Genomic DNA, 16857 nt, shown 5'->3' with positions numbered 1-16857 from the left:
AAAACTGCAAACCGCCTTACTTAAATCGGGCTTTATTCAGATTTAAAATATTTATAAACCATGCCTGCCGCCGCACCGCCAATGGTGGGAATAAGTATAAACAGCCACAATTGGCTCAAAGCCCAATCTCCCACAAACAAAGCTTGGCTAACACTTCTTGCAGGGTTAACTGAAGTATTTGTAACCGGAATGCTAATAAGATGAATAAGGGTTAAAGCCAAACCGATGGCAATTCCGGCAAAACCGGCAGGAGCTTTTTTGTCCGTGGCACCCAAAATAACTAACAAAAACATAAAAGTCATTACCAATTCGGTAACAATTGCCGCCGCCATACCATATCCACCTGGCGAATGTTCCCCATAACCGTTGGCAGCAAAATTGCCTATATCACTCCCATTTCCGGTGGCAATAATATACAAGCACCCTGCAGCAGCAATACCACCTAAAACCTGTGAAACAATGTAAGGCAATACTTCTTTTGAATTAATCCGGCCACCCATCCACAAGCCTACCGTAACCGCCGGATTGAGATGTGCCCCAGAAAGATGACCAAAAGAATAAGCAATTGTAAGAACGGTAAGTCCAAAAGCCAATGAAACACCTACTAAACCAATGCCGACATCGGGAAAAGCAGCAGCCAAAACTGCACTGCCACAGCCACCCAATACCAACCAAAAAGTTCCGATAAATTCAGATAAATAATTTCTCATTTTAAATATTTTTATGTTAAAAAAAAGTAAACTCTAACAAAAATTGCCACATAAAAGCCCTATCAAAAACCACCATGCCTCCCACGAAATACTCATTATTTTTTTTAAAAACAGGAATTTTAGGTCTCATTTTTAATCCGAATTTAAACGATAATTGATGCACATCAAAATTTAATAAACTAATTATCAAATCATTACATCATTAAAATATTTTTTTCTGCAATGTTTGTTTTTTGGGTTAAATTGCCCCGTATTGCAACAAAATCTCATGCAAATGAAACATCGGCATTTACTCTCATTTGGTTTTTTAGTTTTTCTTTCGATCGCTTTGCCTGCCCAAAATGCTCTAAATTTTGATGGTTCGAGCGATGGTGTAAACTGTGGTAACGATACGGCGTTAGATGTCGGCAAAAAATCGTTTACTGTTGAAGCATGGATAAAACCCGAATCTTTTCCTCAAAAAATTTACGAAGGAAGCATTGTTATCAAAGAAAGCAACAGCAACAATGGCGGCTTTATGCTGCGTGCCGGAGACGGAGGTAAAGTGGGTTTTGGCATTGGTGCTGGCACCAACGGCAGTTGGTCAGAAATCAATACAACCATTGGATGGCTCAATATTGGAAGTTGGTCGCACATTGCAGCCACTTATAATGGTGTCAAAATGCGATTGTATGTCAACGGTTATTTAGTGGACACGCTTGCCACCAATATCTCGGTAGGTGGTAGTTTAAACACGCCCCTCACGTTGGGGTATCACCCCACCTATGGCCGATATTGGGATGGAAATATTGATGAAGTTCGGGTTTGGGACACCGCCTGGTCAGACACCATTATTAAAGCCAACATGAACATGGAATTGTGTGGGTTGAATATTCCTCACCTCATGGGTTATTACAAACTTGACGAAGGCACAGCCAATGGAAACAATTCAGGAATTAACTCCACCAAAGACTATTCGGGAAATGGAAACAACGGTACGTTAAATACATTTACCCTTAGCGGATCAAGCTCTAACTGGACAACCGGTGCCGGTCTGAGTCAAGATGCAACGTATGCGAACGATACATTTAGGGCGTGCAACAGTTATTTGGACACCTATTTTAGCAAACTTGTAAAAAGCACGACAACCCTCACCAAACATATACCCAATAGTGTAGGTTGCGATTCGGTCATTTCACACCATATTATCATAACGAGCAATTCCTATTTCACTCAAAACATTCGAGAGTGTGATAGCTTTACGTCAGCCACCGGAAAAGTTTATAAAAAATCAGGCACCTACTACGACATTTTGGCCAATGCAGCTGGTTGCGACAGCGTTATTACCACAAACCTCAAAGTGGGTGGCGATTCGGTTTTATCAACAAAAAGTTCGTGCATAAGCTATACCTCTTCTACGGGGAAAACGTATAACTCAAGCGGCACTTATTTCGAAAATTTCACAAATACTTTTGGTTGCGACAGCATTGAAAAACTGCAACTAACCATTTTAAATCCAACTTATTCATCATTTCATTTGAATGCCTGCGATTCTGTTTTGAATCCATTGAAAACTAAATGGTTAAAACCCGGAGACGTGCATTATGACACCATTCAAAACATGGTTGGCTGCGACAGCATAATAACAACCACCGTAAGCGGTTTAACAACCTATCATGACATAAATGCTCATTCGTGCAATGTTTACATATCTCCAAAAGGTAGAATTTTGGGTAATTCCGGCATTTTTTATGATACCCTGATAAATGGTAGAGGTTGTGACAGCATCATTAAAATATCTCTTGTGATTGGAGGGCAAAATAGTTCCGAAATAAACATTCACGGATGCGGCACGGCAGTCTCGCCAACGGATGGAAAAATATTTAATGCCTCAACAACCTATTTGGATACCCTACAAAATGCCTCCGGGTGCGACAGTATTATTACCATGCACGTTACCGTTGTAAACATTGACACAAAAGTAAAAGTGGAGGCTAAAAAACTGACTGCACAGAGCAGTGTTGGGCAATTTCAATGGCTGGATTGCAAAAATGGTTATACCGAAATTGTAGGTGCAGATTCGGCGGTGTTTGAAAACCAAAACAGCGGACAATATGCTGTGGAAATAGCCTACGACAATTGTCTTGACACCTCAGATTGTCACTTTATTACCGGACTTTTTACCCAAGATTTACGCTACTCAGATGTGATAAATATCAGCCCAAACCCCAGCTCACATGGTTTCTACATTCGAGCTACAAATGAAAATGTACAAATTTCGGGTGTTTTAATATATACCACAGACGGAAAATTGGTTTTTAGTAAAACCGTTGAGCCTAACGCTGAGCAGAACCTGAATCCTGAATTGCCGCCTGGCATATACATTTTAAAGACAATGGCTAATAATGGAAATGAATACATTTCTAAATTACTCCTGGAGTAAGAATTTCTATTGACCTTGTTCATTTATGGGTTTTCAGACACAAATTTCTTAAATCAACTATAAGGTTATTTTTGCACCAAATTTTTAAAAGATGGAGATTTTAGTAATTGCCGTTTTTATTTTGGGTTATGCAGCTATTGCTCTTGAACACAATATAAAAATAGACAAAGCAGCATCAGCTTTGGTTACGGGTATGATTTGCTGGGCGTTGTTTTCATTCTCAATAGGTGGATCCAGCCACGAAGTACAGCACATCATCAATCATGGAAGCGGTGGCGAACACGGCGGATTGGTCAATCATTTATATGAAATAGCCAGTATTTTGTTCTTCTTGATGGGTGCCATGACCATTGTGGAATTGGTTGATGCCCATGAGGGTTTTAGCGTAATTACGGATAGAATTAAGACTAAAAATGCCACGAAACTGCTTTGGATTGTTTGCTTTCTTACCTTCTTTTTGTCCGCGGTTTTAGATAACCTTACAACAACAATTGTAATGATTTCGCTATTGCGAAAATTGGTTAAAGAAAAAGAAATGCGATGGCTGTTTGTTGGTATGGTGGTTATTGCCGCCAACGCCGGAGGTGCATGGTCGCCCATTGGAGACGTTACCACCACCATGCTTTGGAATGCCGGAAACCTGCCAAACGTGGGTAAAATGATTGTTGATTTGATCTTGCCGAGTTTGGTTGCCATTTTGGTTCCCATGTTGGTTTTAGGTTATAAACTTAAAGGAAAAGAATTAGAAAGACCCCTAAAAGCCGAGGGTATTGAACACTATTCAAACCCAACCACTTCCGGAGAAAGAAACTTGGTATTCATTATGGGTATTGGCGGTTTAATTTTTGTTCCAGTTTTCAAAACCATTACACACTTGCCACCCTTTACTGGCATGATGCTCAGTTTGGGTATCTTATGGATTACTACTGAAATTATTCATCGGGCAAAAAACAAAGAAGACAAACACGACCTTTCGGTTATTGGTGTTTTACAAAAAATTGATGTGGCCAGTGTGCTTTTCTTTTTAGGTATTTTAATGGCTGTGGCTGCCTTACAAGAATTTGGACACCTTAAAGCATTGGCACAATTTCTTGATGAAAAAATCGGAAACATATTTGCTATTAATATTTCTATTGGGTTTCTATCTGCCATCGTTGACAACGTGCCCTTGGTGGCCGCTGCACAGGGTATGTATCGTGAAAGCATGATGGCCGCAGCACAAGGATCGGCCTTTGCAGCCGATGGCACTTTTTGGCAATTTTTGGCCTATTGTGCAGGGGTTGGCGGTAGCTCGCTTATTATTGGTTCAGCAGCGGGTGTTGCAGCCATGGGACTCGAAAAAATTGATTTTGGTTGGTATCTGAAAAAAATCTCTTGGCTTGCCGTTCTTGGTTATTTAGCAGGTGCTTTGGTATATTTCCTTCTTTTTTCTTAACCCTTGATTTTAGATAAAAAAATTGTAGTGGTTTTGCCGGCATATAATGCCGCCAAAACACTGGAACAAACCTACAACGAAATTCCGTTTGATTTGGTTGATGAAGTTGTATTGGTGGATGATGCCAGCCGCGATGAAACTATTGCAAAAGCGAAAGATTTGGGCATAAAACACATTGTAAAACACGAAAAAAACCGCGGATATGGTGGCAATCAAAAATCGTGTTACAAAAAAGCATTAGAGCTGGATGCCAACATTGTGGTAATGCTTCACCCCGACTATCAATACACACCAAAACTTTTGAGGGCCATGGCCAGCATTATAGCAAATGAGGTGTATCCGGTGGTGTATGCCTCCCGCATTTTGGGAAAAGGTGCTTTGCGAGGTGGAATGCCCATATACAAATATGTTGCCAACCGATTTTTGACCTTGTTTCAAAATATTTTGATGGGGCAAAAACTATCCGAATACCATACCGGATATCGTGCTTTCTCAACCGAAGTTTTTAGTAAAATCAACATTGAAGCCAATTCGGATGACTTTGTTTTCGACAATGAAATGACGGCTCAAATATGTTTTGCCGGTTATGAAATTGGCGAAGTTACATGCCCCACCAAATACTTCGAGGAGGCTTCTTCCATCAACTTTAAACGAAGTGTAAAATACGGCTTGGGAGTAATTCGGGTAAGCATTGTTTATCGACTCCAAAAATGGGGGTTCATAAAACGCAGCTTTTTAAGCTAAACAAAAAGAGTCTATTACCGTATTTGCGGTCGCCAATTATCGGCAATGCTTTTGCAGATGCTCAAGCCCCATTGCTCCGGCTTTGCTCATGCTGTTGCAAGCCTCCTGCTTTTTATTCAGAGCAAACTCCGCGACCCCTTTGTTGTAATAGGCCAGTTCAGGGTCAACAATACCAGTTGCTAAACTATTTTGAAACGATAAAATGGCATCTTGAAATTGTTTAAGTTCTAATTGATAATATCCCAAATCGAACCAAACATTTGGCTGCCTATTTTTGATGGAAAGTGATTTTTTTAAATCTTCAACAGCGGCCTCTAAAATGCCACTTTTAGCATAAAAAAACCCCCGCTTTGCCAATGCTTCCGCATTATTCGGCTTGTCCAAAATAACCAGATTCATATCGTCTATTGCCTTATTTAACAGGTTTTGAGCTGCATATATATTGGCCCTAAAAAAATAGGCTTGCGATTCTTGCGGATGTAAATCGATGCAATGTGAAATATCGCGGAGAGCCCCAGCCGTATCGCCAAGAATCAAATTTACCTCGCTTCGGCTCAAATATCCTTCGTAATCAACAGGTTCCAATTTACTTGCACGTTCGTAATCAGACATGGCTTCGGTGGTTTTGCCTTCTTTAATAAAAAGTTCTGCTCGAGCCAAATACCCCTGCAAATCGGCAGGACGCAAGCTGATATAATGATTGAAATCATTTAGAGCCGATGCTCTATAGCCCTTTGCTTCATACACCACGCCCCTATTGAAAAATGCCATAGCCGAATTTGAATCAAGTTCGATGGCTTTGTTAAAATCTTTCACAGCCATGTCGTAGCTCAACAGCTCGGCATAAACACTACCTCGGCCAAAATAGGCATCGGTTAAATTTCTATTTAACTCTATGGCAGACGTATAATCTCTGATAGCTCCAAGAGTGTTGCCCTCCTCCATTTTATTGTTGGCAGATGCAAGCCATTGCTCCGCCGTTTGCGAAAAAACCGAACTACTTACTGTTAAAAACAATGCGGCAATAAATTTTCTTGTCATGTTTTCCCTTTTCTTCACCAATCCACAAAAGTAGTAGTAGGTAAATCGCTCAATCAAAATACATTAAAAACAATTACCCCACATTTGGTATTGGGTGTATGCATTTGCAGACAATAAATTTATTTATTTCGTGGTATGGAATCTAAAAAAAGTCGGTTGTTCGTTGTTTTGGGTGGCATTTTCATTGCCAATGCGTTGTTAGCCGAATTTATTGGTGGGAAAATTTTTAACTTAGAAAAATCACTTGGTTTTTCACCTCTCAACTTCCATATCTTAGGCAATCATTTCGATGGGTTTAACATGACCGCCGGCGTATTGCTTTGGCCAGTTGTTTTTATTCTAACCGACATAATCAACGAATATTTCGGCAAAAAAGGTGTTCGATTTTTGAGCTATTTCGCTGTTGGGCTTATCTCTTATTCGTTTTTAATGATATACCTTTCCATTGGTCTAAAACCATCCGATTGGTTTGTATCAAGCCGAGCAACCGATGGCATTGCGGATATGAATTTGGCATTTAGCTTCGTTTTTGGTCAGGGGTTGTGGATTATAGCCGGGTCGTTGGTAGCATTTTTGGTGGGTCAATTAGCCGATGTTACCGTTTTTCAAATGCTGAAAAATATTACAGGAAATAAAAAACTATGGCTTCGAGCCACTGGTTCCACACTGGTTTCGCAGCTTATAGATTCGTTTATTGTGCTGTTTATTGCCTTTCATTTAAGTGGCAAAATGACTCTGAACCAAGTTACGGCGATAGCCATTGTCAACTACATCTACAAATTTGTGGTAGCCATTGCACTCACTCCTGTGTTATACTTACTTCATGGATGGATTGATGGGTATTTGGAGAATGAATAAACGTCATGTTTGGCTAAGATGGATAAAAAGTCATTGAAAAATTAGGAATGTTAATAACAAATCCTTGTAAGTCTTAGTTTTGCCAAAAATTAAGACTTGTTAAGCGTTTGAAAGAAAACAAACTTCATAGTTTTTTATCTCAACTAAAATTAGAGAAAAGTGTTGTCTTTGGAAACAAAGATAAGGATGACTACTGTATTGACTTAAACAACGAAATTGGTGGTTTTCACAAGGATATTCAACAAAGAATTGAAGCCATTGAGCCAGATGCTGTGTATTTTTTCAATTCTCAACCTCTAATTTTATTTTTTGACTTAACTGAACAAAAAAGAAATTTAGAAGAACTGTATAAAAAGGTTTGGTCTTTTGATAATACTTCCATAATCTTCATCATTGAAAAATCAGAAATTAAAGTTTTTAATGCTTTAAATTATATTAAAGACAAAAAACAAAATTCACTTGAAGAAATCTCACTATCTCAACAAGAGATTGAAAGGTTATTTAACTTATGGGAGTTAGAAAGTGGAAAAACTTGGGAGTGGTTTCAAGAGAAATATATTGATGGTAAAAGGAGAAAAAACCAAAAACAAAGAGTAAACGAACGGCTTTTTAGTAATATCAAAATAGTAAGGGAAGAATTAAAACAATTTGAACTTTCTGAAAATGAAGCAAATTCCCTTATTTTGAGGTTGATTTTCATCCGTTATCTAATTGACCGAAAAATAAAAATTCACGATAAATTAATTTCGGGCAAAGTTGATGAACTAAATGAAAGACGAAAAAGTTTTATTCAGTTAATTAAGCAACCTCAACAATTAAACGAACTTTTTAAAATATTAAATGACCGTTTTAACGGTGTCCTATTTAAAGAAACGAATGTTATATTAACAAAAGGACAAGCAGAATACTTATCGAATGTATTTTCGGGAGAACTTCAAGGAAAAGATACTTTGTTTGATGGTTTTTTCTTTGAAATTTTTGATTTCTCCATTATTCCTGTTGAGGTAATTTCGGGAATTTATGAATCTTTAATTGACCCCGAAACCCAAAATGAAACATCTGCAATTTATACGCCTTCATTTTTGGTGGATTATATTCTAAAAGATACTGTTGATGAGTTTCTAAAGGTAAATAAACCCGAAGATTGTACCGTTTTTGAAGTGGCGGTCGGTTCGGGGATTTTCCTTGTTCAAAGTCTTCGAAGAATCATAGAAAAAGAAATTAAATTAAACGGAAAAGAGGATAATAATGGCTTTGCAGAAAAAATAAAATCGTTTGCGGAAAATAACCTTTATGGCATAGATATAAATGAGCAAGCCCTAAATGTAACTTGCTTTTCGATATACATTGCTTTATTAGATTATTTAGAACCAGCAGATATAAATGAGTATAAATTCCCAGAATTAAAAGGAAAGAATTTATTTAAAGCCAATTTTTTTGGAAAATTAGATGACAATAAAAAATTAATTCCTGCTGAATTTGAATCAGTCATAAAAAAAGTAAAACCGGAATTTATCTTGGGCAATCCGCCTTGGAAAAGCAAAAAAGATGACCCCATCCATACAAAATGGCTAAAAGAAAATAAAAAGACTGTTGGGCGTTTTGAAATTGCACAATCCTTTTTGTTAAGGACAAAAGACTTTATGAATGATAAAACAAGAAGTGCATTAATTTTAACAAGTACAATGTTTTATAATGTTTCCAAAACTACCCGAAAGTTTAAAGATGAGGTATTAAACACTTATTGCATTGATGAGTTTTTCGATTTATCGCCAGTTAAACAAACTTTATTTGAAACACAAGAAAGTCCAACATCTATAATCTTTTTCAGACTATCAAAGAACAATGAACATTTTGAAAATGTTGTAAAGCATCAAAGTTTAAAGGTGAACTCGTTCTTGAAAAATTTCAGAATGTTAGTCATTGAAAAATTTGATAGAAAAGAAATACTTCAAAAACACTTTATTGACAATCAATGGATGTTTAAAGTTGCTTTGTACGGGAATACTTTGGATTTTTATTTTTTGAAAAGAATTAAAGAACACTCAACTCTTTATAATTTTTTGAAAAAAAATTTATTTGTCTTTGGTGCTGGCATTGTTAAAGGTAATAAGACAAATTTTGATTCGTATTTGCCAATTTTAAATAGAGAGTATGTATCAAATGATGATGTGAAAAAATATTATTCAGAAGCAACTGAATCCAAATTTATCTCTTATGACGAATCATTTGTAAAAAGTGGCAGAATAGAAGGTTTATATGAAGGAACACAAATCTTTGTAAAAGAACAAGCATTAGATTGGACTGATTTAAATATATCAATCTCTGATGGTAGTTATGTATTTAAAAAAGGCGTTTTTGGAATAACTAATAAAAATACAGATTTATTATTTGAACTCTATCCCCGTTTAATTTCAGATGTGTATAAATATTATATTTTTTGTGTTTCAAGTGGTTGGGGTGTTGCCACCAGACCTCAAACAAGATGGAAAGAAGAATATTTATCTTTTCCGATTGTGGAAATGGATGATAAAGATAAAAAACAATTAATTGATTTATTCAAAACATTCATAACTCCTATTAAAGAATACTATAAAAAACAAGCTGAAAAGTCTGATATCGAGTTTAAACTAAAACCAACCAATGTAGAAAAATCAAAACCACCAATAAATCAAACTACATTAAACCAAATAAACTATCTAATTAACGAAATTTATGAAATAAAGGAACACGAAAAAGACCTTATTGATTTTGTTTTAAATGTTTCAAGATACCAATTTCAAGAAAGTAAACAACATCTTTTTACTCAAAAAGTAGATAACGATAAAGAATTACTCAAAAAGTATGCAGAGGTCTATCTAAAAGAGTTTTCTGAAATTTATATAGACGAGTTTATTCAAGTTGAGGTTTTCCCATTAGAACATTTTATTGCAATGAATTTTGTAATGAAGAAAGAAAAACCTAAAAAGGTCATTGATTACTCAAAAAACAAAGATGCAGAAAGCGTTTTACGAACTTTAGCAAATACTTTAAGTATATCAGAGGTTGTAAATACTACCGACCCTACAAAAAACCTTTACATTCAAAAAGACATTAAAGGGTTTGAAGAAAATTCATTTTACATTATAAAACCGAATGAATACAAATCTTGGCATAGAGCAATGGCTTGGTATGATGTAGCAGAATTTAAAGAGGCAATTCAAAAAGCTGAAATTGACGAACTAAATATAAATGCTAAATGAATTTAAACGCCTCCATTTTTTCAAAAGGCAGAGAAAAAGCACTTGCGTTAACTCAAAAAAGAGTTAAGCAGATTTTAGTTTGCGTAATTAACAGTTACGAAAAAATAATTGCTGATGGCGTTGTATTTGATTTTAATGATAGAGGAACTTATTCACAAGAAGATTATTTGACATCCGAATTGGTTGAGAATTATTTTCAAAACGAGCTAGACCTGTTAAACTCTGGAACTACTGATTATAGTGTTGCTGGACATAATTCAGAAGAAAAGTATTATGATGATAATGATAAACCACGTCCAGATAAGATAGATATTCAAATTGTTGATACTGCACTTAAAAATTCATTAGCGGTACAAGAGAAAACATACTTTGCGATTGAATGCAAAAGATTGGGTTCTATTTCTGAATATGTAAATGACACTAAAAAAATCACTGAAAGAAATCATAAAATGTTTCGATTACCATTTGAAGGGCAATTAGGTTTTATAGAAAACCCAGATTGGAATTACGAAACCGTAAAGGATAAAGTCAATGATAAACTTTCCAAAAATTCAACTATTGAAACCACAAAACTATTAGAGGCCATGGTTTTGAAAGAAAAGTTTGATGGTTCATACTACTCAGAACATAAGAAAATTAATAAAATACCCTTTTCAGTATTTCACCTTTTCTTTAACTATTCTAAAATTGTTTTGAATTGATATACCCGAATAAAATTGATACTTTGTTGATGTTCTTGTATTTGTTTGAACTTATACAATTGAGCCTACGTAACTACACCCCAAAGTTAGGACAAAATCAAAGGTACTTATAATTAACTTTTTCTGATTTATTTGGGTTAAAATATTTCTGTAATGGGGTTAAATTCCCTATAGAGCTATGCCTTCTTTTTGTGTTGTAAAATTGGATGTATTGGTTGATTTGTTGGTATAATTCCAAGCCCCCGTTGGGAGGGTTTAGATAGATTTTTTTTAACTACACCCCAAAGTTAGGACAAAATCAAAGGTACTTATAATTAACTTTTTCTGATTTATTTGGGTTAAAATATTTCTGTAATGGGGTTAAATTCCCTATAGAGCTATGCCTTCTTTTTGTGTTGTAAAATTGGATGTATTGGTTGATTTGTTGGTATAATTCCAAGCCCCCGTTGGGAGGGTTTAGATAGATTTTTTCTTGCTTTAATGAACGCCAAAAACGTTCGATGTAAATGTTGTCTGTAGCCCTTCCTTTGCCGTCCATAGAGATTTGTATGTTGTTTTGTTTTAGAATGTTTAGATAAATTTCGCTGGTGTATTGCGAGCCTTGATCGGAGTTGTGAATGTGAGGTTTTCCGTGTAGTTTTATGGTATCTGTGAGCAAGTCTGCACACCACTGTGCGGTCATCGTGTTAGACAGACTCCAGCCCACTATTTTTCTGCTATACACATCAATGATAGCTGCCATAAACATATGGCCTCTAAACATTGGAATATACGTTATATCTGTTTGCCAAACGTGGTTTGGGTGTTCTACTTTGAGTCCACCAAGCAGATAGGGATAATGACAGTTTGCCTTGTCTCTAAGGGTGGTTTTGGGCTTGGCATAAATGGTTTTTAGACGCATTTGACGATATAGTCTGCGAACACGTTTTTCGTTGATTTGATAACCCAAGTCTTCTTTGAGATAGGTCGTCATTCGAGCCACACCATAGTATGGATGTGCCATAAAACATTGGTCTATGGTTCGCATCAACTGCTCGTTTAATGCACTGGTTATCTTGGGCTTGTAATAAACACCAGATCTATTGATGCCCATTAATTTGCAACGCTCCATTAAGGGTAGTCTTGAACGCGTTTGTACAGCTCGCTGCCGTTTTTCTGTCAAACTCATTTGCCCAAGACTTTCTTTAAAAAATCAATCTGCATTTGCATATGACCGATTTTGTTGTACAATTTCTCGGTGTCTTCAGACCCTTTTTCTTTGGTCGACTTTGACTCAAATACTTCCGAGGCATTCTCCAAAAACTCCTTTTTCCAAGATACAATCTGGGTGCTATGCAGCTCATACTTACTGGCCAGTTCTTGCAATGTCTGACGTTCTTGAAGGGCTTCAATGACCACTTTGGCCTTAAATCCCGAACTAAATTTTCTACGCTTTTTGCTCATTTTCCAATTCAAATTTATTAATCTTTTGAATTGTCCTTTTTTTGGGAAGTACTATATACAATAACATAAGTCATGTTTGGCTAAGATTATTGAATGAACAATCAAAATTAACTTTAATTCGCTTGCTTTGCACTTAATGAAAACAGTTTTAGTAACCGGAAGTAACGGATTGTTGGGGCAAAAACTGACAGACCTTTATCTCCATGAAAAAGATATAAAACTTATTGCCACAGGCAAAGGCCAAAATAGACATCCTGAAAAAGAGGGTTATTTGTATGCAGAGATGGATATTGCTGATAGGGAAAATGTGCAAACGGTAGTGGAAAAATATCGGCCAAATACCATTATTCACACTGCGGCCATGACCAATGTGGATGCCTGCGAACTTGACCCCACAAGCTGCCAAATATCAAATGTAGATGCCGTTGAAAACATGGTATATGCCGCCAATTCTGTTGATGCACACCTCATTCATCTATCAACCGACTTTATTTTTGATGGGTTGAATGGCCCATATAAAGAGGAAGCCATTCCGAACCCATTGAGCATTTACGGACAAGCAAAGCTTGATGCCGAAAATATTATTACCTCCAACTGCAAAAATTGGGCTATTGCCCGCACGGTGCTGGTTTATGGTTTGGTGGCCGATATGAGCCGAAGCAATATTGTGCTTTGGGCTAAGGAGAGCCTTGAAAATCATAAAAAAATAAATGTGGTAGATGACCAGTTTAGAACACCTACGTTGGCCGAAGATTTGGCAATGGGATGCCACTTAATTGAGCGGCAAAAAGCTCAGGGCATATTTAACATTTCCGGAAAAGATTTTATGAGTATATTTGAGTTGGTGCAACGTGTAGCCAACCATTATGGTCTAAGTATGGAAAATGTGTCAAAAATTAATAGCAAAACCTTGAATCAACCTGCCAAAAGGCCGCCTATAACCGGATTTGATTTATCAAAAAGTAAAACTGTTTTAGGCTATGAACCCCACAGTTTTGACCAAGGAATAGACATTGTTTACAATCAATTTTTAAAATCACAAGCATTATGAAATCATTATTTACTGTTTTAATTGGCCTTATTTTATTCACTGCTGCCTCGGCTCAATACAACAAACCATATCGGGTGGCATACAACTCAGATAAAAAGAGTTTTTTGATAACCAACAACGGTGCCGGCAGCGTTGTAGAGTTGGATTCTAACTTCAAAACAACTACCGTAATTACAGGGCTTACAGCTCCAAAAGACATCGCTTTTGGCAGCTTTGGAGGAAATAGTGGTATTTTAATCATCGATAATAATAAGATTGTTGTTTATGATGCCTCCACTTATCAAAAATATACGTCACTCACGGTTTCGGGTGTTACAGAGCTTGAAGATATTGAATTTGATTTAAACAATGTTGGTTATTTTTATTTGAGCGATGTGGGCGGCAATGCCATTATTAGAGGAAAAGTAGGCCCGCCACCGTTTTATTTGCCTTCATACACAAAAATTGTTTCATCAGGCATTACGAGGCCCAAAGGTTTGCATTTCAACAATAATGGTGATTTGATTGTGGTTACCGATGAAACCAACGGAAAAATAATAAAAGTGGATACGGCCTCCGGTAGCCTTACCACGCTGCTTTCTACCAACATCGACAGTCTAAACAGCATTGCCCAAGACCCACAGGGAAACTATTTTTTTACCAACTGGGATGACAGCTATTTGTATCGTTGCGACAAAAATTTTGGCAACCTTACCAAAATAACTGGCTACAACAAACCTGCCGGCTTGAGCATTGTGCCAGAGCTGGATATTGTGGCTATTTTGTGTCATTTGTGCAACAAAATTGAGTTCCACCGATTGCATTATTTCGAAGTAGCCTCCTCCACCGGAGCGTGTGCTGGCAGTAGTTTTATAACTGATTTTTCCATTTTTGCCGATGGAAAAGGCACCTATAACGCCGGAAATAAATTTATTGTTGAGTTATCAGACAGCACGGGTAGTTTCGCAAAATCTACCACACTTGGTTCTACATCTGCCACCTCAAACCCAAAATCAATTTCGTGCAGTTTGCCCATTGGAAAATATGCAACCAACGGCTATAAATACCGAATCAGGACAACCAACCCCGTATTTGTAAGTCCCGAAGAAAGCTTTGATATTTATGCCACACCCATTGCCGCTGATTTGGTTTACAACGACTTGTCTCTATGCAAAGGCAGCACCGCAAGCATGGGCAAATCGGGCAGTTCAAACGACACCTACTCTTGGAGTTCCTCTATGTTTTTGAGCGACTCAACAATTTCAAACCCTATTTTTTCGGCCACCGATACCGGAACTTATTCTTATCAGTTTAAGGCCACCAACAAAAGCTTTGGTTGCAGTGATAGTGTGATTGTAAATGTATCGGTAAGCCCCAACATTCAACTAAAGTCATTGATAAGAAATAACAAAATTTGCAATGGCGAGAGTTTAGAAATTGGAGTTAAAAACTCCCCTTACAGTTTTAACTGGTCACCGCAAACCAATTTGAGCAACCCAACCATTTCCAACCCCGTTTTTTCCGGAATTTCCAACCAAAAATACACTGTAGATATTGAAGATAAAAATACGGGTTGCAAAGGTTATGATTCCGTTTATATCATTGTCAACCCTGTTCCAACTTTTTCTATTTCAAATAGTTACACAAAAATTTGCAGCGGAAAAACTGCCCAATTAACGGCCAGCAATATTGCCGGAATATCGTACAGTTGGTCGCCGGGCAATGTTTTGAGCGATAGCACTATTTTCAACCCGATTTTTCAAAGTAATATCTCCGGAGATTATCATTTTATTGCGACCGCCACTCATCCATTGGGTTGCACATACAGCCAAAATGCTCGCATTTTTAACGCCCCGGTGCCAACCACCAATAACCTAAAATTATCAGCCCAAATTTTTCCAAGTGTTTTGATTACAGGAACCATTAATAGTGCCGATGATATTGATTTTTATTTTACCGATTCGGCCAAAAACCAATTTACATTTAATAGTAAAGTGGCTGATGTGCCAGGCGTGGTACAGTTATCCGACACTTCAAGCAAAAATATTTATGCCTATCTTGCCATGAGCCACGATTCTGGGTGCAGTGCAGTTTCAGATATTTTCCATTTGGTTTGGACAACCAATTCAATCGCCGATTTTTGGGAAAGTCAGGTGAGTTTGTACCCCAATCCGGCAACAAATTTTGTTTTGTTTTCGGGAGATATGGCAGTTAAAAATATTGAAATTCTTGATGTATTTGGACGACAAATAAAATCTGAAATCCCAAATGGCCTAATCTATGGTTTTGACGTTTCAGACTTAGAAACAGGAAATTATTTTATTGTTTTTGAGGATGATTTGGGGAATAAATTCTGGTCGAAATTGCAGAAGCTATAGCTACCTATAACCTAATATCAGATACAAAACACTCATAAAAAGTATCAATTTATAGGCTATATGAGTGGTATTGGGTTTTTTATTAATTAAAAGCAGAATTGTGCTAAAAACTACAATTGCACTAATTCCTACCGCAAAGTGCAGGGCATATTTTCCCTCAGACACTTTGTAAAAACTGAGCAAAAGCATAATAGCCAAGAAAGATATTGTCGAAAAAAAAGCCTTTGCCGCTCTTCTACCCCATTTTGTGGAAATGGATTGATTGCCAACTGCCATATCTCCATCATGGTTTTTTAGGTCTTTTATTATTTCACGGTTAAACAAAATGCACGTAAAAAATGCTCCAAAAATGGGCATAATCCAGTGCCAATATTGATAATAAAGAGCTATGCTAAACACTGAAACCACTGATAAAACCACCGCCACAACCTCTCGAACTACCGGAATTTTTTGCAGTTTATGACTGTAAAACCACAGCCAAAAAGCAAATGCCGCGAAGAACAACAACACCCTCCAAGAGGCCAATGCACTAAAAATTAGGCCTAAACCATTAAAAACTAAATAGGTATTCAAACAAAATTCTTTGCTTACCACACGATTAAAAAGTGTTTTATCTGGTCGGTTAATCAAGTCTTTTTCAAAATCATAAAAACTATTGATTATAAAACCTGCCGCCAGCATAAAGGCTGTAGAAAGCACAATAAAATGAAGCTCATAGTCGGCCAACACCTCCCAGTGGTTTTTGTTGGGCGTAAAGACATAGATGGCCGTTACATACTGCACCAATGCTGTAAAAAGTAGCACCGGCCAACGAATAATGGATAACAAGGCAAAAAGTTTTATAACGAAAATG

Annotated in this window: 14 protein-coding genes; 8 read left to right on the top strand and 6 right to left on the bottom strand. The window is 36.9% G+C overall.

Annotated features, from left to right (window positions below; translation table 11 throughout):
- Nucleotides 1-32: 32 nt before the first annotated feature.
- Nucleotides 33-710, bottom strand: a complete 678-nt coding sequence (aqpZ, locus tag H6607_03725; GenBank protein ID MCB9261461.1) for an aquaporin Z — start codon at nt 708-710, stop codon at nt 33-35.
- Nucleotides 711-984: 274 nt separating this feature from the next.
- Between aqpZ and H6607_03720 the strand changes: the two genes are divergently transcribed.
- The 3 genes from H6607_03720 to H6607_03710 all read left to right on the top strand — a co-directional run bounded on the left by H6607_03720 (nt 985) and on the right by H6607_03710 (nt 5311).
- Nucleotides 985-3132, top strand: a complete 2148-nt coding sequence (locus H6607_03720; protein ID MCB9261460.1) for a T9SS type A sorting domain-containing protein — start codon at nt 985-987, stop codon at nt 3130-3132.
- Nucleotides 3133-3223: 91 nt separating this feature from the next.
- The gene (gene nhaD, locus H6607_03715) at nt 3224-4567 is read left to right on the top strand and encodes a sodium:proton antiporter NhaD (GenBank protein ID MCB9261459.1); all 1344 of its coding nucleotides are present in this window, start codon (nt 3224-3226) and stop codon (nt 4565-4567) included.
- A 3-nt stretch (nt 4568-4570) separates the two neighbouring features.
- Nucleotides 4571-5311: a glycosyltransferase family 2 protein gene (locus H6607_03710; GenBank protein ID MCB9261458.1), complete on the top strand. Its 741-nt coding sequence runs from the start codon at nt 4571-4573 to the stop codon at nt 5309-5311.
- Nucleotides 5312-5347: 36 nt separating this feature from the next.
- Here H6607_03710 and H6607_03705 read toward each other — a convergent pair whose 3' ends face one another.
- The gene (locus H6607_03705) at nt 5348-6352 is read right to left on the bottom strand and encodes a tetratricopeptide repeat protein (protein MCB9261457.1); all 1005 of its coding nucleotides are present in this window, start codon (nt 6350-6352) and stop codon (nt 5348-5350) included.
- 135 nt (nt 6353-6487) lie between these two features.
- On the opposite strand from H6607_03705, the gene H6607_03700 reads away from it, so the two are divergent.
- The 3 genes from H6607_03700 to H6607_03690 all read left to right on the top strand — a co-directional run bounded on the left by H6607_03700 (nt 6488) and on the right by H6607_03690 (nt 11153).
- The gene (locus H6607_03700; protein MCB9261456.1) at nt 6488-7210 is read left to right on the top strand and encodes a queuosine precursor transporter; all 723 of its coding nucleotides are present in this window, start codon (nt 6488-6490) and stop codon (nt 7208-7210) included.
- A 107-nt stretch (nt 7211-7317) separates the two neighbouring features.
- On the top strand, nt 7318-10452 hold the full coding sequence (locus tag H6607_03695) for a hypothetical protein (GenBank protein ID MCB9261455.1): 3135 nt from the start codon (nt 7318-7320) through the stop codon (nt 10450-10452).
- On the top strand, nt 10449-11153 hold the full coding sequence (locus H6607_03690; GenBank protein ID MCB9261454.1) for a hypothetical protein: 705 nt from the start codon (nt 10449-10451) through the stop codon (nt 11151-11153). Before H6607_03695 ends, H6607_03690 begins: the two co-directional genes overlap by 4 nt.
- 97 nt (nt 11154-11250) lie before the next feature.
- On the opposite strand, the gene H6607_03685 is transcribed toward H6607_03690, so the two are convergent.
- From H6607_03685 to H6607_03675, 3 genes are read right to left on the bottom strand one after another with little or no spacing between them, the layout of a single operon-like run.
- On the bottom strand, nt 11251-11391 hold the full coding sequence (locus H6607_03685; GenBank protein ID MCB9261453.1) for a transposase: 141 nt from the start codon (nt 11389-11391) through the stop codon (nt 11251-11253).
- Between the two features lie 60 nt (nt 11392-11451).
- Entirely contained in the window at nt 11452-12321 is an 870-nt protein-coding gene (locus H6607_03680) for an IS3 family transposase (protein ID MCB9261452.1), read from the bottom strand.
- Nucleotides 12318-12596, bottom strand: coding sequence for a transposase (locus tag H6607_03675; protein ID MCB9261451.1), 279 nt, complete (start codon nt 12594-12596; stop codon nt 12318-12320). Before H6607_03675 ends, H6607_03680 begins: the two co-directional genes overlap by 4 nt.
- Nucleotides 12597-12732: 136 nt before the next feature.
- On the opposite strand from H6607_03675, the gene H6607_03670 reads away from it, so the two are divergent.
- Both H6607_03670 and H6607_03665 read left to right on the top strand, forming a co-directional pair.
- Nucleotides 12733-13647: an SDR family oxidoreductase gene (locus H6607_03670; GenBank protein MCB9261450.1), complete on the top strand. Its 915-nt coding sequence runs from the start codon at nt 12733-12735 to the stop codon at nt 13645-13647.
- Nucleotides 13644-16004, top strand: a complete 2361-nt coding sequence (locus H6607_03665) for a T9SS type A sorting domain-containing protein (GenBank protein MCB9261449.1) — start codon at nt 13644-13646, stop codon at nt 16002-16004. Before H6607_03670 ends, H6607_03665 begins: the two co-directional genes overlap by 4 nt.
- Here the strand turns inward: H6607_03665 and H6607_03660 are convergent, their stop codons facing one another.
- Complete coding sequence (locus H6607_03660) at nt 16005-16832, bottom strand: UbiA family prenyltransferase (protein ID MCB9261448.1); 828 nt, start codon at nt 16830-16832, stop codon at nt 16005-16007.
- Nucleotides 16833-16857: the final 25 nt, after the last annotated feature.

The organism is Flavobacteriales bacterium, assembly GCA_020635395.1.
Taxonomy (GTDB): domain Bacteria; phylum Bacteroidota; class Bacteroidia; order NS11-12g; family UBA9320; genus UBA987.
This window is presented reverse-complemented; position numbering and strand designations above follow the sequence as displayed.